This window comes from Blastomonas sp. AAP53, from assembly GCF_000331245.1.
GTDB lineage: Bacteria > Pseudomonadota > Alphaproteobacteria > Sphingomonadales > Sphingomonadaceae > Blastomonas.
Genome location: NZ_ANFZ01000014.1, coordinates 53,674 through 79,311 on the forward strand (window position 1 = coordinate 53,674; position 25,638 = coordinate 79,311).

General features: G+C 62.8%; 19 protein-coding genes and 1 tRNA gene. 7 read left to right on the forward strand and 13 right to left on the reverse strand.

Annotated features, from left to right (window positions below; translation table 11 throughout):
• Positions 1-75: 75 nt before the first annotated feature.
• The 3 genes from D618_RS0112985 to D618_RS0112995 are packed head-to-tail and all read left to right on the forward strand — an operon-like array spanning position 76 to position 4,366.
• A complete protein-coding gene (locus D618_RS0112985) occupies positions 76-1,602 on the forward strand; it encodes an MFS transporter (RefSeq protein ID WP_017671961.1) in 1,527 nt (508 codons plus the stop codon).
• Positions 1,595-2,980, forward strand: coding sequence for an alpha-amylase family glycosyl hydrolase (locus D618_RS0112990; protein ID WP_017671962.1), 1,386 nt, complete (start codon positions 1,595-1,597; stop codon positions 2,978-2,980). Before D618_RS0112985 ends, D618_RS0112990 begins: the two co-directional genes overlap by 8 nt.
• An 18-nt stretch (positions 2,981-2,998) precedes the next feature.
• Positions 2,999-4,366: a sugar porter family MFS transporter gene (locus D618_RS0112995; protein WP_017671963.1), complete on the forward strand. Its 1,368-nt coding sequence runs from the start codon at positions 2,999-3,001 to the stop codon at positions 4,364-4,366.
• A gap of 57 nt (positions 4,367-4,423) precedes the next feature.
• On the opposite strand, the gene D618_RS20065 is transcribed toward D618_RS0112995, so the two are convergent.
• Positions 4,424-4,789 (reverse strand): hypothetical protein, encoded by a 366-nt coding sequence (locus tag D618_RS20065; protein ID WP_238550673.1) that lies wholly within the window; start codon positions 4,787-4,789, stop codon positions 4,424-4,426.
• Between the two features lie 6 nt (positions 4,790-4,795).
• Here D618_RS20065 and D618_RS20070 point away from each other — a divergent pair, with 6 nt between their 5' ends.
• Positions 4,796-4,945, forward strand: a complete 150-nt coding sequence (locus D618_RS20070) for a hypothetical protein (protein WP_238550674.1) — start codon at positions 4,796-4,798, stop codon at positions 4,943-4,945.
• A gap of 82 nt (positions 4,946-5,027) precedes the next feature.
• Positions 5,028-6,599, forward strand: coding sequence for a mechanosensitive ion channel domain-containing protein (locus tag D618_RS0113010; RefSeq protein WP_238550675.1), 1,572 nt, complete (start codon positions 5,028-5,030; stop codon positions 6,597-6,599).
• On the opposite strand, the gene D618_RS19720 is transcribed toward D618_RS0113010, so the two are convergent.
• The 3 genes from D618_RS19720 to D618_RS0113030 form a co-directional block, all read right to left on the reverse strand.
• On the reverse strand, positions 6,570-6,791 hold the full coding sequence (locus D618_RS19720; protein ID WP_238550676.1) for a Fe-Mn family superoxide dismutase: 222 nt from the start codon (positions 6,789-6,791) through the stop codon (positions 6,570-6,572). The two genes, D618_RS0113010 and D618_RS19720, sit on opposite strands and share 30 nt — an antisense overlap.
• Positions 6,792-6,840: 49 nt before the next feature.
• Positions 6,841-7,527 (reverse strand): nitroreductase, encoded by a 687-nt coding sequence (locus D618_RS0113020; RefSeq protein ID WP_017671968.1) that lies wholly within the window; start codon positions 7,525-7,527, stop codon positions 6,841-6,843.
• Between the two features lie 431 nt (positions 7,528-7,958).
• Positions 7,959-8,034, reverse strand: a tRNA-Thr gene (locus D618_RS0113030).
• A 210-nt stretch (positions 8,035-8,244) separates the two neighbouring features.
• Between D618_RS0113030 and D618_RS0113035 the strand changes: the two genes are divergently transcribed.
• Positions 8,245-9,672, forward strand: a complete 1,428-nt coding sequence (locus D618_RS0113035; RefSeq protein WP_017671969.1) for a hypothetical protein — start codon at positions 8,245-8,247, stop codon at positions 9,670-9,672.
• Positions 9,673-9,853: 181 nt separating this feature from the next.
• Positions 9,854-14,578, forward strand: a complete 4,725-nt coding sequence (locus tag D618_RS0113040; RefSeq protein ID WP_081590526.1) for an NAD-glutamate dehydrogenase domain-containing protein — start codon at positions 9,854-9,856, stop codon at positions 14,576-14,578.
• 44 nt (positions 14,579-14,622) lie between these two features.
• On the opposite strand, the gene D618_RS18360 is transcribed toward D618_RS0113040, so the two are convergent.
• The 9 genes from D618_RS18360 to D618_RS19085 all read right to left on the reverse strand — a co-directional run bounded on the left by D618_RS18360 (position 14,623) and on the right by D618_RS19085 (position 25,423).
• Positions 14,623-16,569 carry a S9 family peptidase gene (locus D618_RS18360; protein WP_152414721.1) on the reverse strand — a complete coding sequence of 649 codons (1,947 nt, stop codon included), beginning with the start codon at positions 16,567-16,569 and terminating at the stop codon, positions 14,623-14,625.
• Between the two features lie 98 nt (positions 16,570-16,667).
• A complete protein-coding gene (gene typA, locus D618_RS0113050; RefSeq protein ID WP_017671972.1) occupies positions 16,668-18,503 on the reverse strand; it encodes a translational GTPase TypA in 1,836 nt (611 codons plus the stop codon).
• 482 nt (positions 18,504-18,985) lie between these two features.
• Positions 18,986-19,417, reverse strand: a complete 432-nt coding sequence (locus tag D618_RS0113055; protein ID WP_017671973.1) for a hypothetical protein — start codon at positions 19,415-19,417, stop codon at positions 18,986-18,988.
• Positions 19,418-19,518: 101 nt separating this feature from the next.
• Positions 19,519-20,934: a hypothetical protein gene (locus D618_RS0113060; protein WP_017671974.1), complete on the reverse strand. Its 1,416-nt coding sequence runs from the start codon at positions 20,932-20,934 to the stop codon at positions 19,519-19,521.
• An 85-nt stretch (positions 20,935-21,019) separates the two neighbouring features.
• Entirely contained in the window at positions 21,020-21,778 is a 759-nt protein-coding gene (locus tag D618_RS0113065; protein ID WP_017671975.1) for a crotonase/enoyl-CoA hydratase family protein, read from the reverse strand.
• Positions 21,779-21,798: 20 nt separating this feature from the next.
• A complete protein-coding gene (locus tag D618_RS0113070; RefSeq protein WP_017671976.1) occupies positions 21,799-22,944 on the reverse strand; it encodes an acyl-CoA dehydrogenase family protein in 1,146 nt (381 codons plus the stop codon).
• A 3-nt stretch (positions 22,945-22,947) separates the two neighbouring features.
• Positions 22,948-24,162 carry an acyl-CoA dehydrogenase family protein gene (locus D618_RS0113075; protein ID WP_017671977.1) on the reverse strand — a complete coding sequence of 405 codons (1,215 nt, stop codon included), beginning with the start codon at positions 24,160-24,162 and terminating at the stop codon, positions 22,948-22,950.
• A gap of 158 nt (positions 24,163-24,320) precedes the next feature.
• The gene (locus D618_RS0113080) at positions 24,321-24,848 is read right to left on the reverse strand and encodes a DUF1254 domain-containing protein (protein ID WP_017671978.1); all 528 of its coding nucleotides are present in this window, start codon (positions 24,846-24,848) and stop codon (positions 24,321-24,323) included.
• The gene (locus tag D618_RS19085) at positions 24,845-25,423 is read right to left on the reverse strand and encodes a DUF1214 domain-containing protein (RefSeq protein ID WP_081590517.1); all 579 of its coding nucleotides are present in this window, start codon (positions 25,421-25,423) and stop codon (positions 24,845-24,847) included. The genes D618_RS0113080 and D618_RS19085 overlap by 4 nt, the downstream gene beginning before the upstream one ends.
• Between the last annotated feature and the right edge of the window lie 215 nt (positions 25,424-25,638).

The window sequence follows — 25,638 nt, forward strand, 5'->3', positions numbered from 1 at the left end:
TTCCGGCTTTCCTGCCAGCCTGTCGGCCACAAACCATAAGCCACGCACAAGATGGCGCAGGGAGAGCACCGTCAGATGGAAAAACCGCGCCAGGGCTTTTGGGGTCTTTGGAACATCAGCTTCGGCTTTTTCGGTATTCAGGTCGGATTTGCGTTGCAGAACGCGAACATGAGCCGGGTGTTCCAGACGCTGGGCGCGAGCATGGACGATCTGCCTGCATTGTGGATCGCTGCGCCACTGACCGGCCTGATCGTGCAGCCGATTATCGGGCATCTTTCAGACCGGACATGGTCACGCCTGGGCCGGCGGCGGCCCTATTTCCTCACCGGAGCGGTGCTCTCGGCGCTCGCCCTGTTCGCCATGCCACTGGCCCCGCATTGGGGCGCGGCGCTGTTCATTGCTGCAGCAATGCTGTGGCTGCTCGATGCTTCGCTCAACATTTCGATGGAGCCGTTTCGTGCCTTTGTCGGCGATATGCTGCATGCCGATCAGCACGCCGCAGGCTATGCGGTGCAGACCGCCTTTATAGGTGCAGGTGCAGTCGTCGGATCGATCTTTCCCTGGGTTCTCGAACAGCTTGGCATCGGCAATGTCGCTGCCGCCGGCACCCTGCCAGATACTGTGCGGTGGAGCTTCTGGGCGGGAGGCGCAGTACTGCTGGTGGCGGTCCTGTGGACGGTCGTGACCACGCGCGAATACAGCCCCGAACAACAGGCGGCCTTTGCTGGCGGCGATGCGCCAGCCGGGGACCTGCCGGTTCGGGCGCTGGCTGCCAAGTCCTATCTGTCGAGCGCACTCTGGGCGACGTTGGGCATCGTGGTGATCTGGCTTGTCTCCGCGCTGACGCTGGAGCAGGAGGTGTTCCTGCTTGGCGGGCTGCTGCTGCTTTATGGCGCGCTCAGCGCCGTTGCCATCTCGCTGGCGCGCCAGGGACGGACCAGCGGCATGCTGGCCAGCATTGTCGGCGATTTTGCGGGGATGCCAGAGGTGATGAAGCGGCTGGCGCTGGTCCAGTTCTTCACCTGGTCGGGCATGTTCATCATGTGGATCAACACCACGCCTGTGGTCACCCAATATGTCTTTGGCAACTCGGACCCTGCCAGCGCCGCCTATAATGCCGGGGCAAGCTGGGTGAACGTGCTGTTCACGGTCTACAACGGGGTCGCGGCGGTTGCCGCCCTGTTCCTGCTGCCGCTCATGGCCCGCCGCTTCGGCCAGATCATCACGCACGCCGTATGCCTTGGCCTGGGGGCCGCCGGGTTTCTCGGCTTCTTCCTGCTGCGTGATGCCAATGCCTTGATCGTGTGCGAGATCGGCATCGGCATTGCCTGGGCCTCTACGCTGGCCATGCCCTATGCAATCCTGGCATCGAACCTGCCGCAGGCGAAGCTCGGCATCTATATGGGGCTTTTCAACGTCTTCATCGTCATCCCGCAGTTGCTTGTCGCGACGGTGATGGGATCACTGATGAACGCCTTCTTCCCGGGTGAGCCGGTCTGGACGATGCTGTTCGCCGCTGCTGCCTGGATCATCGCTGCCGCCGCCATGCTGCGCGTTGCGGCTACTGTCCCTGCCCACCCACAGGAGCTTGCCCATGCTTAAATCCATCGTCCCGGCGCTCGCCATCGCACTGGCGGCTGCCAGCCCTGCCTTTGCCCAGACCGATCCATGGGCGGCCAAGCCCTATGTCGAGCTGACCCACCCTGAATGGAGCAAGGATGCGGTGCTCTACCAGATCAACACCCGCCAGTTCACTCCGGAGGGTACGTTTCGCGCAGCGGAGGCCCAATTGCCGCGCCTCAAAGCGCTTGGGGTCGATATCGTGTGGTTGATGCCGATCCATCCCATCGGCAAGGAAAACCGCAAGGGTGGCCTGGGATCGCCCTATTCGGTGCAGGACTATTTCGGGGTCAATCCCGAGTTTGGCACGCTCGCCGATCTCAAGCATTTTGTCGACGCCGCGCATGCGCAGGGCCTTCGCGTCATCCTCGATCTCGTTGCCAACCACACCGCTTGGGACAACCAGCTCGCGAAGCAGCATCCCGATTGGTATGAGAAGGACTGGCAGGGCAACTTTCGCCCGACGCCATGGTGGGATTGGTCCGATGTGATCGACCTCGACTGGCGTCAGCCTGGCGTACGCAAGCATGTGGGCGAAGCCATGGAATACTGGGTGCGCGAAGTCGGCATCGATGGCTACCGCGCCGATGTAGCAGGCTATGTCCCGCTCGATTTCTGGGAGACCGAGCGCGCCCGGCTTGAGGCAATCCGTCCTGTGTTCATGCTCGCCGAATGGAAATCCTCCGAACTCACCCGGCGCGCGTTCGACGGGGTCTATTCATGGGACTGGCACGTCCTGATCAAATCGATTGCAAAGGGCCAGGCGGACGCCACCGCGCTTTATGGATATTATGCCGAAAACGAGAGCGCCTGGCCAAGGGAGGCCATGCGGCTCACCTACATCGAAAACCATGACAGCAACGCCTGGGAAGGCACGACGAGTGAGAATTTCGGCCCCGCCCTGCCCGCCTTTGTAGCGTTGTCGTTCACCGGCGAAGGCTTGCCGATGATCCACAACGGCCAGGAAGCCTGCAACGAGCGGCGGCTCGCCTTTTTCGAGAAGGATCCCATCGATTGGTCGGGAGCCAAAGATTGCGCGATGGGCAGCCTGCTCCGCGACCTGATCGCTTTTCGCAAGGTCAACCCGGTGCTGGCCAACGGCCAATGGGGCGCGCGTATGACCAAGGTTGAAAACGACAAGCCGCAGCAGCTATTCGCCTGGGTGCGTCAGGACGGCAACAACAAGGTCGTCGGCCTGTTCAACCTTTCCGGTCAGCCGGTCACCGCCAAGCTCTCCGATGGGCTTGCGGCGGGCAGCTATCGCGAGTTCGGCAGCGGCAAGACCGTCGCAATCGGTGCAGGTGATACGGTGACCCTGCCCGCATGGGGATACCGCTTGCTCGCTCACGGCGGCAACTGAGCCGAACCGGGGGGCAAGATGACGGGAAAAGGCGGAAGCTGGGCGCTGATCGCGGCGCTTGCCGGGTTTCTCTTCGGGTTTGACACCGCAGTGATCTCGGGCGCTGAACAGGCTGTGCAGCAGGTCTGGTCGATGTCGGACGCGCTGCACGGGCTCGCCATTTCGTCGGCCTTGTGGGGCACTGTGGCCGGCGCACTGGTCGGGGGCTGGCCCTCAGACCGCTGGGGCCGTCGTCCTACATTGATCGCGATCGGCGTCTTCTATGCGATATCGGCCATCGGCTCGGCGCTGGCCTGGGGCCCGGCCTCGTTCATCGTCTTTCGTGTGCTCGGCGGCATCGCGATCGGTATCAGCTCAGTGACCGCGCCAGCCTATATCGCGGAAATTTCACCGCGCGAGCAGCGCGGGCGGCTGGTCGCGTTGTTCCAGGCAATGATCGTGTTCGGAATCCTTGTTGCATTTTTCAGCAACTATTTGCTCGGCGGCCTTGGTGCCCATGGCTGGCGATGGATGCTCGGTGTGGTGGCGCTACCCTCGCTCGCTTATCTGGTCGTTACCTTTAGCATACCGGAAAGCCCGCGCTGGCTGCTGGTTCAGGCCGGGCGCGAAGACAATGCGCGGACCATCCTGTCGCAGATCAACCCCGAAACAGTGGATGAAACGCTTGAAGCAATAGTCCAAGAGGCGGCGGGAGACAGCCAAACACTCACATGGCGGCAGTTCTTTTCGGGTGACCTGCGGCGGCCAATTCTGCTGGCTTTTATGATCGCCTTATTCAACCAGCTCTCAGGCATCAATGCGATCATCTATTACGCACCGCGCATCTTCGAGATGACAGGCATCGGCGTGTCGACCGCACTACTCGCCACCGTGGGGATTGGCGTGATCAACCTTGTCTTCACGCTGGCCGGAATGGCCCTGATCGACAGGGCGGGGCGCAAGTTCCTGATGTATGTCGGCAGCATCGGATATATTGTGTCGCTCAGCATGACCGCATGGGGCTTTGCGAGCGGACAATTCGGGATGGTCCTGCCGTTCATTTTCGCCTTTATCGCAGCACACGCAATTGGTCAGGGCGCAGTGATTTGGGTCTATATCAGCGAGGTTTTCCCGAGTGCTGCTCGCGCGAAAGGCCAATCATTGGGAGCTGGAACCCACTGGGTTTGCGCTGCCGTACTTACCCAAGCCATGCCGATCATCCTATCCCAAATGGCGCCCGCCGCAATATTCGCCGGATGTGCCGCACTAATGGTGCTTCAGCTCGTCTGGGTTCATTTCGCGATGGTTGAAACCAGCGGGCGTAGCCTTGAGGATGTCGCCTCCGAGCTTTCGGTATCACGCGTTCGCTTTTTCAGAAGCAATATGGGCTCTGGACGGGACCGCTGATTTGAACAAATACACCAAAATATTTCGGATTAATCTCATATTTTTTAAACATAATTTCTAAAAATAGCCGCTGATCAACAAGACAGGCACCATCACCGAGGAAAAGCCATTGCTGAACATGATGGAGGCGCTTGATGGGTTTGACGAGGCCACACTGGTGAACCTGGCCTCGGCGGTGGAAAGACAATCGGAACATCCATTGGCCCAGGCCATCGTTCGCGCAGCAGATGAGCGCAGGCCTTTGCCCGGCGCTGTATCGGATTTCGCTTTGCAGACGGGGCCTGGGGTTGGCGGCGTATCGATGGTCATGACGTGGTCGTGGGCAATGCAGCGCAGCTCATCCCGGTCGGTGCCGACCCAAGAGCGTCGGAAATCATCGCTGAGGCGGTTGCGCGCCAAATCGGCGGGCTTGATGCAGTGCATGCAGGCTTGAAACCAGCCGACAAGGCACGGATCGTCTCCGCATTGCAGGCATCCGAGGCGAAGGTCTCCACGGCAGGCGACGGTATCAACGATGCGCCGGCGCTTGCGGCGGTCGATGTCGGAAACGCCTCGCGGCTTAACCGGGCCAGGCTGTGAATGCGGTTCGCCCCCTGGCCGCGTAACAAATGGCCGGGCACCGCGTAGTAGAGGAATAATGAAACCGCCTGGAGCGATCAGAATGAATCTCGGTTACTGGCTTGGCGTTCTGTCTCTCCACCTCGCAAACTCACCGACAGTGCCGCACTGCCAGACGACGGTGAACAATCGGACTGGCCCGGGCAGGGGTCACATCAACACGCCGCGCGTGCTTCGCCGCCGACGCCACGGTTGGGCACAAATTATCGTACGCGTGCCTCTCACGGCCCTATGCGCCCTTATGGGAATACTGCTGTCACCTATAGCGCTCAACGCCCAGCCCGTCGAAGACCCGGCCAGTTCATCCTTGCCGGCGATTGCCGAGATCGGCGTTGCTGGCGAGCCAGAGCCGGTGATTCAGCCCGCGATCCAGGATGCCAATTCCGACCAGAGCGTTGCATCGCGAATGGAGAGCATATTCCAGGAGATCGAGGGTCTGCGCGATGTCCGGATCCGGGTGCAGTCCGGCGTCGTCACGCTGACTGGTACGGTATCGAACCAGGCGGACCGGGACAAGGCAGAGGCCATAGCCGGGCGGTTTGCCGGAGTGGTCACGGTGGAGAACGCCATTGACCGCAGTTTCGAGGTCGACGGCAATCTGGCACCCGTAGTGGAAAAGTTCAGTGCAGATTTGCGGGGTTTAGCCCGAGCCCTTCCGTTGTTCGGGGTCGCCCTTCTGGTCGGATTCATCGTCGGCGGCTTGGGGTATCTGCTGGCCGCGCAGGACCGACTTTGGCGTTGGCTTGCGCCGAACAACTTCCTTGCCGAATTGATTGGCGGCGCTGTCCGTGTGGTCAGCATCGTCGCCGGCCTGATCGTCGCGCTGCAAATCCTGGGTGCCACCGCACTTTTGGGTCTTGTCCTGGGCAGCGCTGGGGTCATCGGCATCGCATTGGGTTTCGCGGTGCGGGACACTGTCGACAACTATGTCTCCAGCCTGATGCTCAGCATACGGCAGCCCTTTCGCGCCAACGATCATGTGCTGATTGGTGACAGCGAAGGCCGCGTCATCCGCCTCACCTCGCGCGCAACCATATTGATGACGCTGGATGGCAACCATTTGCGCATTCCCAATGCCACGGTCTTCAAGGCCATCATCCTCAATTACACGCGCAACCCTCAAAGACGGATCGAGTTCGATCTGGGCATCGATTCCGATGACGATCCAATGCAGGGCATGCAGGTCGGCCTCGCTGCAGTGCGCAGTCTGCCGATCGTGCTCGCAGACCCTCGCAGCCATGCAATTATCGATGTCGTTGGCGATTCCAGCATCATCCTGCGCTTTTTTGCATGGATTGACCAACGTCATACCGACTTCGGGAAGGGTCGAAGCCTTGCGATTCAGGCCGCCAAACATGCGCTTGAACAGGCAGGGTTTGTGCTGCCCGAACCGATCTACCGGATCCGCGTCGACGGTCGCAGCCAACTTGACCCATTGAGCGCACTTGGAGACGCAAGCGATCAGGCTCCACCAAAGGCCCCCCGGCGCCCCGACACCAGGCTGCCGGTGGACGGCGATACCGGGCCGGACAGTGCCGTCGAGCAGCTGGTAACCGAGGAACGCGATGAATCGCGCGAACCTGATCTACTCGATGGGAGAAGACCGGTCGAATGACAGTGGAGGCCCGGATCCGCTCAGTGCGCTCAGTGCGCTCACGCGCCTGCACCTTCGGTCGATCTGCTGCCAGTTGAGTTTGGCCATGAATTTATCGACATATTTGGCCGCCGCCGTGCCATAATCCATGTGATAGGCGTACTCGTACATGTCGAGCGCCATCAGTGGTACGCTGGCAGCAGGCTGGTGCAAGCAATCCCATGCCCAGTAGTTGTGCAGGCTGCGGTGCAGCCCCGCATGACTATTGCGTCGATGCACCAAAGCCAACGAACACGGCAGCCTCATCAACCGATTTTCGCTGAGAGATCACAGCGTTGGCAGGAAAGGCCTCATCCGGCCAGCCCAAGGCGATGCTCTTCATGATCACTTGATCGTCTGCGATGCCGGCATGTTCGCGCACAACGGGCGACTGCATGATACCCTGGCTGTTGATGACCGTGCCCAGCCCGCGCGACCACGCCGCGTTGACCAGGGCGGTGGCGACTGCGCCGCAATCGAACGGCGTATCATCGCTGCCATCCAGTTCCCGATCATAGGTGATGATGATGCATACCGGTGCATCGAATTGACGGAAGCCGCGCAGAACCCAGTCCTGGCGGGCAGCTGCGTCGTCGCGCGCTATGCCCATCGCGGAAAACAGCTGCTTGGCGACCCCGATTTGCCTGTCGCGATGCGGTCCTGCAAAGGGATTGCCAGTGCGAAATTCGCGCGATTGCGGCACGCCTGCGATCATGCGCTCGGTATTGCCCTGCCGGATCCGGTCGAGGGGCTCGCCGGTGATGACGTAGAAATTCCATGGCTGGGTATTCATCGAAGACGGCGCACGCATGGCGATCCGCAGAATTTCCTCGATCAGGGCGCGCGGCACTGGATCGGGCTTGTATCCGCGGATGCTTCGGCGACCCAGAATGACCTCATCGAACTGCATGCAGGCTCCTCTTGACTGAGGGACTGTTCATGAACGAACCGGGCCTGCGTGGGAAGTCCGGTTTCCGGCCTACGAACACAGGGATCCACCAATGGCACAGGTGCCTGCCGGAAAATGCTCGATGCGGGCTGCTCTTGTCTGATCTGTAGTTGTTGAGCGAGGCGCATATGCGCCTCATCGAGCCCTTTTTCTCCCTATCGCAGGGCATTCCGCAGGACGATGAATGTCGGATCGCAAGCGGTATCATCTTCGCGATCGGGACGGGCAGCGCTGGCATGATGCGCCTCCAGCCCCCAATTATGCCCCAAATTATGCCCCAAATTAACGAAATCTGGCAGAACAATCTGGAACAAAGCGAAATCCCAATCACGAGCAAAATAGCTCGGAACCCGCAAAAAATCAACGTTTTGGGATGTTTTGGGAGGGAAAGGTGGTGCCGCTTACGTGACTCGAACACGTGACCCCATCATTACGAATGATGTGCTCTACCAACTGAGCTAAAGCGGCGCGGGCCTTGGAGTGGCCGGTGCGAGGGACGCCGTTATCAGCAGCGCGGGCAGGATGCAAGACGCCTTGCGCGTTCTGTTTCCCGTCTGGGGAAATCCGTCACGCGCTGTCCTGCGGGCTTCTGCCTAACGCATTCAGGCGTTTGAATTAACCCTAGTTTTACCTCCTTGCGAGACATTGCTCAGGTTAAACACTGATTGGGGCCAAGGCATGGATACTCTGCGCGGATATCGCGATGGCGCGAACGGCCACGACGACGCAGACGATGCGCAGCTGGCAGCGGCTGTCGTCGATAGTGACGATGAAGCGTTGATGGACCCGCCGCAGGGTTTTGGCAGCGATGAGCGGCGCATGCATGTGCGCGCCTACAACTACTGGGCCAAGCTGCTTGGAAACCGGGTATTTCCGTCGATCGAAGACCTTGATCCGGAGAACATCGAAGACTTTGGTCCGCACAGCGTCCTCCTCGATTTCACATCGGGAATCGAAAATCCGGCCATTCCCTTCATCGGCAGGGCGTTGCGCGAGGAGAGCGATCTTCCCGATGCCGTAGCCTATCTGGACGAGGTTCCGGGCCGGTCGCTGCTGTCGCGAATCACCGATCATTATATGCAGATCCTCGCCAACCAGGCCCCCATCGGCTTCGAGGCGGAATATGTGAACGATCGCGGATCGACGATCATGTATCGCGGCATCCTGCTGCCCTTCTCCACCGACGATGACAGCATCGACTTTGTCTATGGCGTGATCAACTGGAAGGAGCTCGCCGACAGGACGCTCACCGAGCAGTTGATCCTGCAGATCGACGAGGTGGTGAAACAATCGCCTCGGAAGCCCGCCTTGCCGATCTGGGAGGATGATCCCGCCCAGATTTCCGCGCCGGGTGAACTGGGGCTCGACCCGCTGGATGAGCCGCTGGCGCTGGATGGCTATGCGATGTTCGACACCGTGGCCGATGGGCTGGTCGAGATCGGCTTTGGCGGAGAAGACAGCGAACCTGCCGCCAACCCCTTCCCTGCCGTCGAACTGCCGGGCGGCGATGCCGCCCTGGCCGACCTGCTCGATTTTGCCCGCGCGCATGTCGAAGCCGCGCTGGCGAGCGAGGAGCGTTCGCGCGCCGCGCTGTATGCCGCGATCGGCCGGGCCTATGACTTTGCGCTCGCGGCCCGGGGACGGCCCGACGATTACGCGGCGCTGCTCAGCGCAAGCGGCATCACCGCGCAGTTGCGCGCTCCGATGACTCCGCTGGTCAAGCTGGTCTTTGGCGCAAGCTATGACAAGACACGGCTGGCCGAATATGCCTGCGTCCTGAGCCACGCGATGCGGCGCGATGTGCCGCGCGGCGGCCTGGCCGATGTGCTGATGCAGCAGGTCGGCGGCCTCAAGGCGATCGTCCAGATCGAGCGGCGCGCTCGGCGGGCCCGCGACGAGGATGCTGAAAAGCTCTGCCGCAAGCATGAGACCCGGCAGAAGCTGCGCGCCAACCCGTCGACACCCATGGGTGCATTCGACATTGGCGATTGCGAGTTTGCGGTGCTGGTCGCGCGCCGCAACGCCGATGGCGTGCTGGGGGTGATCGGCATGGTCGACGAAAGCGATCCACTGGCCGATCGCATCCTGCGCAAGCTGGCCGGCTAAGCGGTTTCGGGCCCTTCCAGGGCTCGTAACATTTAATCGATCAGTTGAAAGAAAATTACGTGAATTTGGCGTCAGCCCCCGGCTGTCCGCTTGAGAACCCGCGCATGATGGCGCATAAGCCGGGGTAGCAGACCCCATAAAGATGCGGCACTACAGCACGCACAAGGGGCAAGAGGAACAGATGGCCGACACCCCGAATGCAGCGTCTGACGCAGACGCATCCGCGACCCCATCCAACAGTGCAAACCCCTTTGGCGACCCGCAACTCCACAACAGGCTGCGCGTCGCGCTGACCGATGCATTTCTCAAGGGTGCGCTGCCCGGCGAGAACGAGGGCTTTGATGAAGACGCCCGTACCGAGGCTGCAGACTTCGCGTTGAAGGCGATGGCAAGGCGTCCCAGCGCCGACACCGTGCTGCTGATCGAATCGATCCCGGGACAAGCCGGCCACCGTCATATGCGGCTGGCGATCATCAATGACGACATGCCGTTTCTGGTCGATTCGATCGCCGCAACGATCTCGCGCTTCGGGTTGGCGATCGACCGGGTGATCCATCCGGTCGTCGCGCTGCGCCGCGATGCCGATGGGCTGCTCAGCGAGATCTTTGCCGATGAAGCGCCGGGTGAGCGGCGGGAATCGGTCGTGTATCTGGAGGTCGAGCGGGCCGATGCACGGCAACGCAAGGCGCTGGAGGCAGCGCTGTTGTCGGCGATGGCCGATGTGCGCGCCGCGGTGCAGGACTGGCCGATGCTGCAGGCTGCGATGCAGGCCGATGCCACCGCGATGGCCGATGGCGAGGGCGCAGCCCTGCTGCGCTGGTTTCTCGACCGCAACATGACCCAGCTGGCCTATCTGCGCTATCGCCGCGATGGCGCGACGGAAGCCGCCCTGGGGCTTGCACGGATGGGGGGCAGTGACCGCCAGCTGCTGGCAGCGCATTCGTTCGAACAGGCCTTTGCCTGGTTCGAAAGCGGCAACGCATCACCGCTGATCATCAAATCGAACTTCATTTCGACCGTTCATCGCCGGGCACCGCTCGACATGGTGATCCTGCCGATCTGGGAAGATGGCCGCGTCGCCGCACTGTCTGTCCACGGCGGCATCTGGACCAGCGCCGCGCTCGCCGCCGCGCCGGAGCGCGTGCCCGTGCTGCGCGCGCACCTCAAGATCCTGATGGACAAGTTCGGCTTCTCGCCCAGCGGCCATGCCGGCAAGGCGCTGTCGCACGCGCTCACCGCGCTGCCGCACGACCTGCTCATCGCGTTCAGCCTGGAAAATCTGGAGCGTGTCGCGCTCACCGCGATGTCGCTGGCCGATCGCCCGCGGTCCAAGCTGGTGACGGTGCAGTCTTCGCTGAAGCGCCACCTGTTCGTGTTTGCATGGCTGCCGCGCGACGAGGTCTCGACCGGGCGCCGCGTCGCCATCGAACGGATGCTGACCGAAGCATCGGGCGGCAAGACGCTGAGCTGGTCAATCTCGCTCGAAGACGGCGAGATCGCACTTCTGCGCTATGTGCTCGACCTGCGCGACGGCGGAATGCGCGTCGATGATGCCGCGCTGGATTCCGCGCTGCGCGCCATGGTCCGCGGCTGGGAGCCTTCGGTCGAGGAGGCGCTGATCGCCTTGGGCGAGGACAGCCGCGCCGCTGCGATGGCAGGCCGCTATGCCCCGCAGTTCCCGATGGCCTATCGCACCGATTACGGCTCGCAGGAGGCCGCGCTCGACATACTGCGGCTGCGCGATCTGGACAGCCCGGAGCAAACTGGCGCCCGGCTCTATCGCAAGAGCATGGATGCAGCGCAGAACCTGCGGCTGAAACTGTACAGCCAGGCCGGCGCGATACCTCTGTCTGAAACCGTCCCGGCGCTCGAGAATTTCGGCTTTGACGTGCTGGAAGAAATACCGACCCAGCTGTCTGGCAGCGGCGGCGCGCATATCCACGATTTTCTGCTGCAACTGCGCGGCCAGGGTGATGTCGATTCACTGCTGATGCGCGCCAGCGCCATTGAGGCCGCGATTTCCGGCACGCTGGAAGGCAAGGCGGAAAACGATCCGTTCAACCGCCTGATCGCTGCGACGGGGCTGGAACAGCGCGCGGTGATCTGGCTGCGCGCCTGGTACCGGTATCTGCGCCAGGCAGGCCTGCCTTATGGTATCGGCACCGTGGTCGATGCGCTGCACGATGCTCCTGCAATCGCGCATGCGCTGGTCGCGCTGTTCGTCGCGCGGCACGATCCGGCCTTTACGGGCGACCGCGAGGCCGCCACGCAGGCCAATCTCACCGCGATCAACACCGGGCTCACCCAGGTATCCGCGATCGATGACGACCGGCTGCTGCGCATGTTCCGCTCGCTCGTCATGGCGATCTTGCGCACCAATGCCTTCGCCCCTGCCGCGTCGCTGGCGATGGTGATGAAGATCGACAGCGCCAAGGTACCCGGACTGCCCGCGCCCCTGCCCTGGCGCGAGATGTTCGTGTATTCGCCCCAGGTCGAAGGAATTCATCTGCGCGCCGGCCCTGTCGCGCGTGGCGGGTTGCGCTGGTCCGACCGACGCGACGACTTCCGCACCGAGGTGCTGGGCCTGATGAAGGCACAGCGCGTCAAGAACGCGGTGATCGTCCCGACCGGCGCCAAGGGCGGGTTCTTCCCCAAGCAGCTTCCCGACCCAGCGACGGATCGCGAGGGCTGGCTCACCGGCGGCAAGGATGCGTACAAGGCCTTCATCCGTACCCTGCTGTCGATCACCGACAACATCGTCGATGGCAAGGTGGTCCACCCTGACAGCGTCGTCGTGCACGATGGCGAGGATCCGTATTTCGTGGTCGCCGCCGACAAGGGCACCGCGACCTTCTCCGACACCGCCAATGGCATCGCTGCCGAGTTCAACTTCTGGCTCGGCGATGCGTTCGCCTCGGGCGGTAGCCAGGGCTATGACCACAAGGCGATGGGCATCACCGCCAAGGGCGGCTGGGTCTCGGTCCAGCGCCACTTCGCCGAAATGGGCGTCGACGTTCAGAGCGACCCTGTGCGTGTTGCAGGCTGCGGCGACATGTCGGGCGACGTGTTCGGCAACGGCATGCTGCTGTCCAAGGCGATCAAGCTGGTCGCCGCGTTCGATCACCGCCATATCTTCCTCGATCCCGATCCGGATGCTGCCAAGAGCTGGGAAGAGCGCCAGCGGCTGTTCAACCTGCCGCGGTCCAGCTGGGACGATTACGACAAGGCGCTGATCTCCAGAGGCGGCGGCGTGTTCGCACGATCGATGAAGGCAATCCCGCTTTCGGCTGAGGTCAAGGCGATGCTGGGGATCGATGCCGACGAGATCGAACCGGCGGCGCTCATCTCCGCGATCCTGCGCGCCGAGGTCGATCTGATGTGGTTCGGCGGCATCGGCACCTACATCAAGGCCGCGTCCGAAAACAATATCGACGTCGGCGATCCTTCCAACGATCCCCTGCGCATCAACGCCGAACAGCTGCGCTGCAAGGTGGTGGGCGAAGGCGCCAATCTGGGCGTGACCCAGGCGGCGCGCATCGCCTTCTCCATGCTGGGCGGACGGATCAATACCGATTTCATCGACAATTCGGCAGGCGTCGATTGCTCGGACAACGAGGTCAACATCAAGATCGGCCTGGCGGCGGTGACGCGCGCGGGGCATCTCGACGAGCCTGCGCGCAACGCGCTGCTCGCCTCGATGACCGACGACGTTTCGGCTCTGGTTCTCGAGGACAACCGTCTGCAGGCACTGGGCCTTTCCATCGCCGAACGCGCCGGGGTGACCGCCCTGCCCTCGTACATCCGGCTGATCGAGCATTTCGAGGAGCAGGGACGGCTGGACCGCAAGGTCGAGGGACTGGCCGACAACGCCACGCTCAAGCGGCGCGCGCAGGAAGGGCATGGCCTGACCCGGCCCGAGCTTGCAGTCGTGCTCTCCACCGCCAAGCTGACGCTGCAGGATGCGATCGAGCGCATTCCGCTGGCCGATGATCCGACGATGCGGCCCGAGCTGCTCGCCGCCTTCCCGCCGCAGATGCGCGAGGCCTATGGCGACGTGCTGATGCAGCATCAGCTGCGCGGCGAGATCATCGCCACCAAGCTGGCCAACCGCATGATCAACCGGATGGGCCTCATTCATCCGTTCGAGCTGGCGGAAGAAGAGGGCTGCAGCCTGGGCGATGTCGCCTGTGCCTTTGTTGCGGCAGAGCGGCTGTTCGCGCTTCCTGCGATCTGGGAGGAGTTCGACCATGCCGAGATGGACGAGCAGGTCCGCCTGATGCTGTTCGATGCCACCGCCAATATCGTGCGCGTGCACATTGCCGATGTGCTGCGCGCGAGCGCCGATGGACTGATGCCAGGCGCGATCGTCGCTGCGCTGCAGCCCGGTGTCGATGCGCTGATCGCGGGGATGGACGACCTGCTCAACGCCGAGGCACGGCTGCAGGCGGCGCGTCAGGCGCAGGATCTGGTCAGCCTGGGCGCATCGCAGGTGCACGCGGGCCATATCGTCCGGCTGACCGGTCTGGATGGCGCGGCAGGCCTTGCCAACCTCGCCAGCCTGAGCGGCACCGGCCCGCTGCCGCTGACCCAGGCCTTTGCCGATCTGGGCGCGACCTTGGGTCTCGACTGGACGCAGATGACGGCGGCGCGCATGTCTCCCAGCGACCCGTGGGAACGTCTGCTGGTCTCGGGCCTCGCCCGCGACTTCCAGCAGATGCGGCTCGACTTCCTGGCGCGTGCCCAGGGCGGCGATCCGCAGGACTATGTGACCCAATGGGCCGAGGCCAACCTGCCCCGGATCAAGCAGTTCCGTACCCTGATCACGCGCGCAAGAATGGATGCCGCCCCCAGCGTGGCCATGCTCGCACAGATCGCCAGCCAGGCGCGGATCCTGCTGGCGCGGTAGCGTATTGCTCCGGCGCACCGCTCACACGCGGTGTGCCGGAGCCGTCATGCCGGATTGTGCCTCGCCAGAAATGCTTCGAGCCGCTTCAGCCAGTCGGCAAGGTTGTTCGGGTCGTCGAAACCATGGCCTTCGGTTTCATAGCTCACATATTCATGCGGCTTGCCCGCCGCCTTGAGCGCCTCGACATAGATCTTGGCCTGTTTTGGCGGCACGATCGTGTCTTCTTCCCCCTGGGCGATCAGGACCGGTCGGGTCAGGCGGCTGGACTGAGCGACGGGCGAGACGGTATCCAGATTGAAGCCCTCGTCACCACGGATGGTGTTGCGCCATTTGCGCAGACCGCTTTTGTTGAAGAACCGCGCATCATATTTGAGGATGCGGTTCCAGTCGGTGACACCGGCAAAGCTCGCGGCACAGCGGTAGCGCTCCGGATTGCGCGTGACCGCCCAGAGCGCGGCATAGCCGCCATAAGACGCGCCCACAACGCACACCCGGTTGGCATCGACCGTTCCGTTGTTGACCAGCCAGTCCATGCCATCGTCCAGATCGTCCTGCATCTGCCGCCCGATAGCCCCCTCGCCTGCAGCGGAATGCGCCTCGCCATAGCCGCCTGAGCCTCGGAAATTGGGTTGCAGCACGGCATAGCCACGGCTGGCCAGGAACTGCACCTCGACATCATAGCTGAGCGAATCGCGGATGCCATAGGGGCCGCCATGCGGCAGGATCACCAACGGCAATCCCTTGGGGTCACGGCCTCTGGGCAGCGTCAGGTTGGCGTGGATCGTCAGACCATCGCGCGCCTTGTAACTGACATACTGGCTGGGGCTGAGGCGGTTGGATTTGATCGTCTCGTTGGCCCGCGCAATCAGTTCCATCACGCCGCGCGATTCATCGAACAGATAGAAGCTGCCTGGATCGTGCGAAGCGCCGACATGATAGATCTTGACCCTACCGTCGCGGCTGCGCGAAACGAGCGACCCGTGCCGCGTGCCCAGCGCCTTGTCGATGGACGCCTGGATCTCCTGCTGGGCAGGATCAAACCAGTGCACCCGCGCGCGGTCATCGGTGTAATAGACAGCCGACAGGCTGCCGTCCTCGTTCAGGTCAAAATCGGTGATATCATGATCTGGATTGCCGTAGACCAGCTCGCCAACGGTCTGCGTGGCGTAGTTGTAGCGGTGCAGCGCGTAACGCCCGGTCGCCTTTGCCGACAGCACATAGCCCTCATCCGACCCGCCGATCACGCGGATCGCCTCGATCAGACCTTCGCGGGTTTCGTCGTCATAGCGGATGGTCGCCAGCTTCTTGAACTCGCCGGTGTCACCAGGCCGGTAATGCAGGGTCCAGCTGCGGCGATCAAAACTGACCCCCATGCGCACAACCCCCCGGTTGTCTGCATACCATTCCCAGATCGTGCTGACGGGCCGTTGAACGACCGTCATCTTGCCGGTCTCGAGCGAGGCCCGATAAACGGATGGATAATCGTAAATCGTCCGCTGGATCGACAGCAACACCCATTCGCCAGAAGGCTCGACGTACAGCACATCGTCGCCTTCCTCCCCCTGGGTATCCTGTCCGATGAACTTGGCCTTCATGGTCGCGGTATCGACTGCCAGTAGGTAGGACTTGCGCACCTCTTCGCCCTGCACATTGCTGGTCTTTGACACGCTGATCAGAATGCGATCATTGCCCGCCCAGCGGAACCAGCCAAGTTCAAGCTTCTCAGGCAGAGCAAAATTTTGGAGCGTGCTTTCGGTCAGGCCGCGAAACACGACAAACGTCTTGCCCTGACGCTGGGTGGAAAACAGGATAGTCTGCCCGTCGGGTGACAGCTTGGGCCAGTTGACCAAATTCAGTTTTGCGAATGTCTCGGCATCATAAAGCTCACCCGCTGCGGCCGCTGGCTCTTGCGCAGGCTGATGCGCGCTGGCCTGAACAGATGCAAGGCTCAGCCCCAGAATGACGGTGACCAACACGCTACGACTGAACAAAAGAAAACCTCCCCCGACGATCGATCGTCAGGGGAGGTTATTCAGTCATTCAAAATTGATGCAAGCAGACATTCATTCAAAACGAATGGATCTCGCGATCAGGCCGCCTCCTTCTTCCGGCTCTGCTTCTTGCGCTCGTTCGGATCGAGGAAGCGCTTGCGCAGGCGGATGTTCTTGGGCGTCACTTCGACCATTTCATCGTCGTCGATGTAGGCGATGGCCTGTTCCAGGCTCATCAGGCGCGGCGGGGTGAGGCGGATGGCGTCGTCCTTGCCGGTCGAACGGAAGTTCGTCAGCTGCTTCGACTTCATCGGGTTGACTTCAAGGTCATCGGGCTTGGCGTTCTCGCCGATGATCATGCCTTCATAGACCGGCACGCCCGAGCCGAGGAACAGCACGCCGCGATCTTCCAGCGCGTTGAGCGCATAGCCCACGGTGTCGCCGGTGCCGTTCGAGATCAGCACGCCGAGCTGACGCCCGGTGATCTGGCCCTTGTAGGGGCCGTACTTCTCGAACAGCCGGTTCATGATGCCGGTGCCGCGCGTGTCCGACAGGAACTCGCCGTGATAGCCGATCAGGCCGCGCGACGGTGCGCTGAAGGTGATGCGGGTCTTGCCGCCGCCCGAGGGACGCATGTCGGTCATCTCGGCCTTGCGCTGCGCCATCTTCTCGACAACCGTGCCCGAGTGCTCGTCGTCCACATCGATGACGACGGTTTCATAAGGCTCGGTGCGCGCACCCTTTTCGTCTTCGCCAAACAGCACGCGCGGACGCGAGATGCCCAGTTCAAAGCCTTCGCGGCGCATCGTTTCGATCAGCACGCCCAGCTGTAATTCGCCGCGACCGGCAACTTCGAAGCTGTCCTTGTCGGCCGATTCGGTGATCTTGATCGCGACGTTCGATTCGGCTTCGCGCATCAGGCGATCGCGGATCATGCGGCTGGTCACCTTGGTGCCTTCGCGGCCGGCAAACGGGCTGTCGTTCACCGCAAAGCGCATCGACAGCGTCGGCGGATCGATCGGCTGCGCATGCAGCGGCTCGGTGACCGAAGGCTCGCAGATGGTGTTGGCAACGGTCGCGGTGGTCAGGCCCGCGATCGAGATGATGTCGCCGGCATTGGCAACGTCCACCGGAACGCGCTCAAGACCGCGGAACGCCATGATCTTCGACGCACGACCGGTCTCGACGATCGCGCCATCGGGATCGAGCGCGTGGATCTGCTGGTTGGTCTTGACCGAGCCCGAGAACACCAGACCGGTGAGGATGCGGCCGAGGAAGTTGTCGCGGTCGAGCAGCGTCACCAGGAACTTGAACGGACCGTCGGGGTCCGCCGACGGGGCGGGCACATGCTCGACGATCTTCTTGAACAGGGGCTCCAGCGTGCCTTCGCGGACATCGGGCGAATCGCCGCAATAGCCGTTGCGGCCCGAGGCGAAGAGCACGGGGAAATCGAGCTGCTCGTCATTGGCTTCGAGGCTGACGAAAAGGTCGAACACCTCGTCGAGCACTTCTTGCGGGCGGCCATCGGGACGGTCGATCTTGTTGACGACGACGATCGGCTTGAGGCCCAGAGCCAGCGCCTTGCCGGTGACGAACTTGGTCTGCGGCATCGCGCCTTCGGCCGCGTCGACGAGCAGGATCACGCCATCGACCATCGAGAGGATGCGTTCCACTTCGCCGCCGAAGTCGGCGTGGCCCGGGGTGTCGACGATGTTGACGCGCGTCAGGTTGCCCTGCTGGTCGTCCCATTCAATCGAGGTGCACTTGGCCAGAATGGTGATGCCGCGTTCTTTTTCGAGATCGTTCGAATCCATCGCGCGCTCTTCGACGCGCTGGTTGTCGCGGAACGTGCCGGACTGGCGGAAAAGCTGGTCAACAAGGGTGGTCTTGCCATGATCGACGTGCGCGATGATGGCGATATTGCGAAGGGACATGAAAGAAAGCCTGTGTCAGGGGATTGCCGGGGCACGCCGTCCGGCACGCCACTCTCGCGGGGCCCATAGCTTAAGCCTTGCTGCGGCGCAACAACTAGCGCGTGGGGGGTGGCGTGTGCCAAATCCTCCCCGCCCCGGGGAGGGGGACCATCCGCAGGATGGTGGAGGGGCAGCGGGGATGTGCGCCGTCGAAGCATTGCACCTGGACGCTTCCCCTCCACCATTCGCTACGCGAACGGTCCCCCTTTCCCAAGGGGGAGGAATTGGAAAAGCCCCGCGCCTCTTCTCACCTTCGTCATCCTGAACTTGTTTCAGGACCCATCGCACCCCAAAAGCCGAAGCCGCGCGGGGAGAAATGGGCCCTGAAACAAGTTCAGGGTGACGGACAGCGGCATTGCCGTAGCCAGGTCTATGGAGGCGGCTTTTGCACCATAAAGGAAAAAACCCGCCGTTCTCCAAACGACCCCATAGTCGACATTACATCAATCGTCGTTCGGGATCTGGCTTGCCGCATAAATCGCGATCAGCTCGTCCGGTTTCGCTTGTGTAGCGACATGAAGGATCACGGTTCGTTGGAGTTCGACATCGGGATGAAACGCACAGTTCCCGGCGAACCATAGCGCTTCCGACATTGGTTCATCGGAATGCCACGTCGTCATGACGAACTTTTCATCCGGTATGTGGCCGTAATTAAAGGTTTCAAGGACCGCCCAATCAACCGCGTCGTGCCACTTTTCGCACTCGGCCCCCCAAGCGATTGCATACAAGCAACCGCCTTCTACCAACCATTGGGCGATGCTGTTGCGCCAGTCGTCGGTCACCGTGGTGTCGGAGACAATGACTGCCCGAAGCGGCCCGATGGGTAGCTGTGGTGGAGTCTCGTCTGGAGGCAGATGCACGTATTCCGGTCTCATGCGCTCAGCTTAGGGGAACGGTTCCAATCGGCAATCCCTTTTCCGAAAACCACCCAGTTCCCGCCATCCCCACCACCAAGCCCCGCCCCCAAAAGCAGCCCCTACTCGGCACATACCCCCATCCACATATCGCGCGGCATATCGACGCGGATCGGCGGGCCGCCCTTGGGGTCGGCGATGCCGTCGTACCACAGCGAGCGCGCCAGGTCGGGCATGAACACGCCGAGCGGCGCGGGGCTGTCCAGCAGCGGCGGCGTCGAGACGTATTTCATCCCGTTCGGCTCGCCAATGAAGGCGTGGAAATACAGGCTTTCCTCGCCCTCTTCCTCAGGCAGCATCTCCGGCGGGTTTTCGGCATCGCCCATTCCATCGACCGGGATCAACGTCGTCGATCCGAAGCCGTTGGAGCCTGCAAAGCTGAAATATTTGCGGAAGATCAGCTTGTCATCCTCGTCGGTCTGCTCGAGCACCGCGACCATGTCCGACTGCGCGCTGGGCGGCAGTGCGGGCTTTTCGAAGTGCAGCGTGAAGCGCGTCGGCCAGGGCGAGCGGTAGGTGGCCTTGAGGATCGGGCACGCCAGAGGCTTGACCTGCACCGCCGGGTCAGGCGTGAAATCGAGCGTGTCGATGCGCAGCCGGTCATCGACGATCTTGAACACCGCATAGGCATTGCCCCCGGTGGCGCAGCAATTGGCGTCGCTGTCGCGCCAGATCGGGAAATAGCTGCTGAGGCCGTAATAGTCGTAATCGACGCCCTTCCACAGCCCCATGCCCTCGGGCAGGCGCTTGGGCAGTTCGTTCTTCCAGCTGTTCATGCCGATGTTGACCCACGCGCCGGTGCGATAGAGGAACAGGCTATCGGCATTGCCCTCGCCCGTCCCCGCAGTGCGCGCAGGGAAATGCAGGATGATGTCCTCGCCATTGTCGACCAGACGCGGCGGCTCGGCCTCGCCCTCGGTGCTGGTGTAGCCGATCAGCGCCGGTTTCGCCCCGCTGATGTCCCAGGCGATGGTCATGCGCAGCGGGATGCCGCCGCCAGCATCCAGCCCGCTGACATATTGCCACGCGATCTGCCGCGCGCTGCCCTCCTCGCCTGCATTGAGGAAACCTGCCGACTGCACGACGCACATCTCGACCGCGCCGACCATGCAGGTCCTGGCGAGATTGCGCCCCAGCTCCTGCGGGGTGCGAATGGACGCGGCGATTCTGGCCAGCCCGTCGATCTCGGCCTTCACAGAACCCAGGCTCTCGATGATCACATCGGGATTGGCCTGTTGCGGCGTATCCTCGGGCGAATATTCGAAACCCCGCCGCAGATCGGCCACCGCCTCGTCGCGGCGTTCGGCGATCGTCGCCTTGCGCGGATCGACCTTGTCCCAGTCGGCCAGCGCCACCTCGACATCGGCCCAGCGCGCCGCGATTTCCGCGTTGGCGCACAGCGCGGCAGCGTTGAGTGTGCGGTCGGGACAGGGCGGAGGGGTTACGGTGGTCAGCAGCAGCGCGGGCAGAAGCATCATCGATGCACAACTCCAGTCAGGTGCGACCCCGCCCTGAGTTGTGCGCCGATTACAGCCAAATGCAATATGCTCTGAAGGGTTTAGCTTATTTGCCGGTCCAGTTCGGCGCGCGCTTCTGCGCGAAGGCGGCGGCACCCTCGCGTGCATCCTGCGAGGTCATCACGGGCCCCACGATGTCCTGCTGCTTGGCCCACATGTCCTCGTCGCTCCAGCCGCGCGATTCGACCAGAACCTGCTTGGAGACGCGCACCGCGAGAGGGCCATTGGCGCTGATCTTGTGCGCCAGTTCGAGCGCGCCCTCGATCGCCGGGCCCTCCACCACGCGGTTTACGAAGCCGATCTCGTATCCGCGCTGCGCCGAGATGAAATCGCCGGTCAGCGCGAGTTCCATCGCGATGCGCGGCGGAATCTGGCGCGGCAGGCGCATCAGGCCGCCCGCAGCCGCCGCAAGGCCGCGCTTGGTCTCGGGAATGCCGAACTGCGCCTTGCTGTTGGCGACCAGCAGATCGCAGGTGATCGCGACCTCCATCCCGCCCGCCAGCGCATAGCCATCGACCGCAGCGATCAGCGGCTTCTTAGGGGGAGATTCGACAAACCCAGCGAAACCCTTGCCCTTGACCATCGGCAGTTCGCCGGTGAGGAAGGCCTTGAGGTCCATGCCCGAGCAGAAGGTGCCGCCCGCACCCTTGATGATGCCGACGCGCAAGGCGTCATTGTTATCAAGCTCCTCCATCGCCGCCGCCATGCCTTCGGCCACCGCGCGGTTGACAGCGTTCTTGGCCTCGGGCCGGTTGATGGTGATGATGAGGACGCCATCGTCGGCGAGGGTTTGCACTTCAGACATATCGAATTCCTTGTGAAGGGTCAGAACAGCAGATCGGCCAGCTTGGCGCGGTGCCAGGCGGCGTCGCCGTATTGGCTGGCGTGCCAGATCGCGCTGCGGCGGTAGAGGCCCGCGTCGCAATCGTGCGTGAAGCCGAAGCCGCCGTGGAACTGCACCGCGCGATCGGCGGCGAAACTGTACGCCTTGTCGGCGCTCGCCTTGGCCATGCGCACCGCGATCTCGCCCACGCCCTGCTGGCCGAAATTGTGCGCAGCGCTGAGCATGTGCGAGCGCGCCTTTTCGTACCCGACATAGGCGTTGGTGATCGGGTGCTTGAGCGCCTGATATTCGCCGATCAGCTTGCCGAACTGCTTGCGGGTCTTGAGATACTCGATCGTGTAGTCGATCGCGCTCTGCGTGCCGCCGCACATTTCCGCCGCCTGCAGCAAGGCGCTCGCGAGCTCGATCTGCCCCAGCGCCGTGCCCGAACGGCCTGCGTCAAGCAGCGCGGATGCGGGGACCGTGATCCCATCGAGCGTGAGTTCGTAGCTGCGCTTGGTCTCGTCGATGATGATCTCGCGGCGCAGCGCGCCATCGGGGATCGCCGACCGCTCGATCAGCACCAGCCGCACCGCGCCCTCGACGGTGACCGACGCGATGACCAGCGCCGCGTCCTTGGCATAGGTCACGAACTGCTTGGTGCCGCTGAGCACATAGCCGTCGCCGCTGGCCTTGGCAGTCGCCTCGACATGGTCCAGGTTCCAGTCGCCGTGCGGTTCGGTGAGCGCCAAAGTCGCCACCTCCCCTGCGACGATACGTGGCAGCCATTCGCCGCACTGTGCCTCGTCGCCCGCTGCGAGCAAGGCCTGCGCGGCGATGGTGCAGGTGGCAAAGGGCGTGGCGAGCAAGCGCCGCCCCATCTGCTCGGCGATCGGCGCGACTTCGGCCATCGACAGCCCGACCCCGCCCTGCGCCTCGGGCACCGCGATGCCCAGCCAGCCCAGATCGACGATCTCCTGCCAGACGGCAGGATCATAGCCGCGCTCGTCCGCAATCAGCTTGCGCACCTTGTCGATCGGCGACTTGTCGCGGCAGAAGCTGGTCGCGACATCCATCAGCTCGATTTGCTCTTCGCTGTAGCTCAGGCCACCCAGATGGTCGGCGAGATTTCCTTCACTGAATGCCATGAGTTAGCGGCCTTTCGGCAGGCCGAGCACATGCTCGGCGATGATGTTGCGCTGGATTTCGGAGGTACCGCCGCCGATGGTGGCGGAGAAGCTGTTGAGATAGCTGCGGTGCCAATAGCCATTGTCCACCGCGCACGGATCATCGACATAATAACCGCCACGCGTACCCTGGAAGCCGATCGAGAACTCGGTCAGCTCGCGGATCATCTCGGTGCGCGCGAGCTTGTTCATCAGCGCAAGGCCCATCGGGCGGTCCTGGACAAGCGGCCCCATCCGGCGGCGCTGGTTGTTGAGGTTCAGCGCCTGGATATCCATCATGAAATCGACCATCCGGTCCTTCATCACCGGATCGTCGAGCAGTGGCTTGCCGCCACGCTGCGATTGCCGCGCCAGTTCGACCACACCCATCGCGTCGAGCTCTTTCAGGAAGTACCCGCCGGCCAGGTTCACCTTGGCCCCGCGCTCATATTCCAGCGTCTTCATCGCGATCTGCCAGCCGTCGCCCTCGTTGCCCATCAGGCACTCGGCGGAAATGCGCGCATCGGTGAAGAAGCACTGAACGAAGCCATATTCGCCGGTGAGCTTCTTGATCCGCCGCGTCTCGATCCCCGGCGCGTGCATCGGCGAAAGGAAGAAGCTGAGCCCCGCGTACTTGTTCGGTCCGTCGTTCGACGTGCGCGCGAGCAGGATCATGTACTTCGCGCGATCGCCCAGCGAGGTCCAGATCTTGGAGCCGTTGAGCACGTACTCGTCGCCATCCCGCACGGCCTTGAGCTGCGCATTGCCGAGGTCGGAGCCATTCTCGGGCTCGGAGAAACCCTGACACCAGATGTCCTCTGCGTTCAGCATCCCCTTGATATACTTCTTTTTCTCTTCCTCGCTGCCGATGTCCATGATCAGCGGCCCGGCCCAGCCGATGCCGATCGCGTTGAGCATGATCGGGCCGTCGTATTTCTTCATGACCTTGGTGGCGATGCGCTGGAAATCGGGGTGCAGGCCGCCGCCGCCATATTCGACAGGCCAGCTCGCGCCGAGATAGCCCGCCTCATAGACCTTGCGCTGCCAGGCGCACAGGAACTCGAACTGCTGATCGGTGCTGACCTCCATGAAGGTCAGCGGCAGCATGAAGCCGGGGTCCTTGGGGGTGTTCTCGCGAAACCAGGCGTCGGCCTGGGCTTCGTACTCTGCCAGCTCGGCAGCGGTGGGACGCGATGCCATGTCTCTCTCCTCGCACGTTCGATCCGGCCCGCGCTGGAAGATTCGCCGGGCCGTTTAATCGTTCGGTTAAAGAGGATATGCAGGGGTCCGCGACGCTTGTCCAGCAGGGCTGAAAATTTCCTTGGACCCGTGTGGCGGCTGCACGGGCACGCGAGGGATCAGAGCGCCTCCAGCGTCCGACAATAGGACTTCTTGCGGAACGCATCGACCGCCGCGATCTCGCCCCGGTTCTTGAGCAGCACGCGGATCAGCGCGACACCCTTGGCATCCGGCAGCACGACCTTGCGCGCGCCGGTGGGCACAGCCTGCCCTGCCGCAGCCAAGACGATCCGCACCGGCGCGCCCTTGCTGTCACGGTCGCTCTCGACAAAGGCGACGTTGGTTTGACTGTCAAACACCGTGAGCGACCAGTAATGATCGGGCACCGGATTGGCCCTGATCTCCAGTGGCCCGTCAGTCAGATCAAACGCGCAGACCGAATAGGCGAGGTCCGGGCTGGGCCGCACGATGGTCTGGCTTTCGGCGGTCACCAGCGGTGAATGCGTCATGCGGTTGACCCCGGCTTGCGCGGCCAGCTTTTCCCAAGCGCGGTCCATGATGAAGCTCGGCGTTGCTGCGAGCGTGCCATACCAGCCCGCCAGCGCGGCGAGAACGGCGACCAGCAAGGGTCCGATCCAGCGGCTCATGTCCGGCACTCCCCACGCTCGATGCTGGGCAGCTTCACGCTCCCGCGCCGGGCCAGCAGGTCGCGCGATGGGTGGTAGGCACGCAAGGTCAGCTCGAAACGCTGGTCATCAGGCATCGCGATCCAGTGCGCACCTGTTCGTTGCCGTGCGATATCGACCTGCCACCGCGCCGCCTCGGCGGGGGTGAGCGCGCCGCTGCCGACCGAATAGACGCTGGCCGGGTTGGGGATGAGATAGCCCTTGGCGTCGTACAGCGTCAGGCTCCACCAGCGCGCATCGATTGCGCCGCCCGAAACGCGGTACGCACAGCGCCCCTCGAGCGTCCGTCCGGCGCTGTCGGTGGTCGCGTTGAAATAGATCGCCTCGCGCTCGGGCAGGGCCAGCAATCCGCGCAGCGCAACGGTGGCCCGGGTCGAAACGCTGGCGTCAGCCGTGCCGACGTTATTGCCGGTGCTCCACGGACCGTTTTCGATGCCGAGCGCGGCAAAGCTCTGGCGCAGTTGCACCACCGCCGTGCCTGCCCCGATTGCCAGCCCCGCGACCAGCATCACCCCATAGCGTAACCCGCTGCGCATCTGCGCCCCTCTCCTTCTTTTGACAGAGGCTATGCCGGAAGATGGCGGGCTATGGCAAGGGGAATGGAGTTGGTTGGGCAACGGCAGCGTGCACTAGCGGGTCCCCTGCGAAGGCAGGGGCCCATCTTCGGACATTTGCGACATGACACAGCCGTTGCATCAACCGGATAGAAAGGGAGATGGGCCCCTGCCTTCGCAGGGGACCGGGCATACGA

Excerpts from the sequence above, each read along its gene's own strand:
- D618_RS0113060 (WP_017671974.1), bottom strand. The coding sequence starts at position 20,934 with ATGATGCTTCTGCCCGCGCTGCTGCTGACCACCGTAACCCCTCCGCCC.
- D618_RS0113070 (WP_017671976.1), bottom strand. The coding sequence starts at position 22,944 with ATGGCATTCAGTGAAGGAAATCTCGCCGACCATCTGGGTGGCCTGAGC.
- D618_RS0113080 (WP_017671978.1), bottom strand. The coding sequence starts at position 24,848 with ATGAGCCGCTGGATCGGACCCTTGCTGGTCGCCGTTCTCGCCGCGCTG.
- D618_RS0113035 (WP_017671969.1), top strand. The coding sequence starts at position 8,245 with ATGGATACTCTGCGCGGATATCGCGATGGCGCGAACGGCCACGACGAC.
- D618_RS0113010 (WP_238550675.1), top strand. The coding sequence starts at position 5,028 with ATGAATCTCGGTTACTGGCTTGGCGTTCTGTCTCTCCACCTCGCAAAC.
- D618_RS0112995 (WP_017671963.1), top strand. The coding sequence starts at position 2,999 with ATGACGGGAAAAGGCGGAAGCTGGGCGCTGATCGCGGCGCTTGCCGGG.
- D618_RS0113040 (WP_081590526.1), top strand. The coding sequence starts at position 9,854 with ATGGCCGACACCCCGAATGCAGCGTCTGACGCAGACGCATCCGCGACC.
- D618_RS0113065 (WP_017671975.1), bottom strand. The coding sequence starts at position 21,778 with ATGTCTGAAGTGCAAACCCTCGCCGACGATGGCGTCCTCATCATCACC.
- D618_RS0113055 (WP_017671973.1), bottom strand. The coding sequence starts at position 19,417 with ATGAGACCGGAATACGTGCATCTGCCTCCAGACGAGACTCCACCACAG.
- typA (WP_017671972.1), bottom strand. The coding sequence starts at position 18,503 with ATGTCCCTTCGCAATATCGCCATCATCGCGCACGTCGATCATGGCAAG.
- D618_RS0112990 (WP_017671962.1), top strand. The coding sequence starts at position 1,595 with ATGCTTAAATCCATCGTCCCGGCGCTCGCCATCGCACTGGCGGCTGCC.
- D618_RS0113075 (WP_017671977.1), bottom strand. The coding sequence starts at position 24,162 with ATGGCATCGCGTCCCACCGCTGCCGAGCTGGCAGAGTACGAAGCCCAG.
- D618_RS20065 (WP_238550673.1), bottom strand. The coding sequence starts at position 4,789 with ATGCACTGCATCAAGCCCGCCGATTTGGCGCGCAACCGCCTCAGCGAT.
- D618_RS0112985 (WP_017671961.1), top strand. The coding sequence starts at position 76 with ATGGAAAAACCGCGCCAGGGCTTTTGGGGTCTTTGGAACATCAGCTTC.
- D618_RS0113020 (WP_017671968.1), bottom strand. The coding sequence starts at position 7,527 with ATGCAGTTCGATGAGGTCATTCTGGGTCGCCGAAGCATCCGCGGATAC.
- D618_RS19085 (WP_081590517.1), bottom strand. The coding sequence starts at position 25,423 with ATGCGCAGCGGGTTACGCTATGGGGTGATGCTGGTCGCGGGGCTGGCA.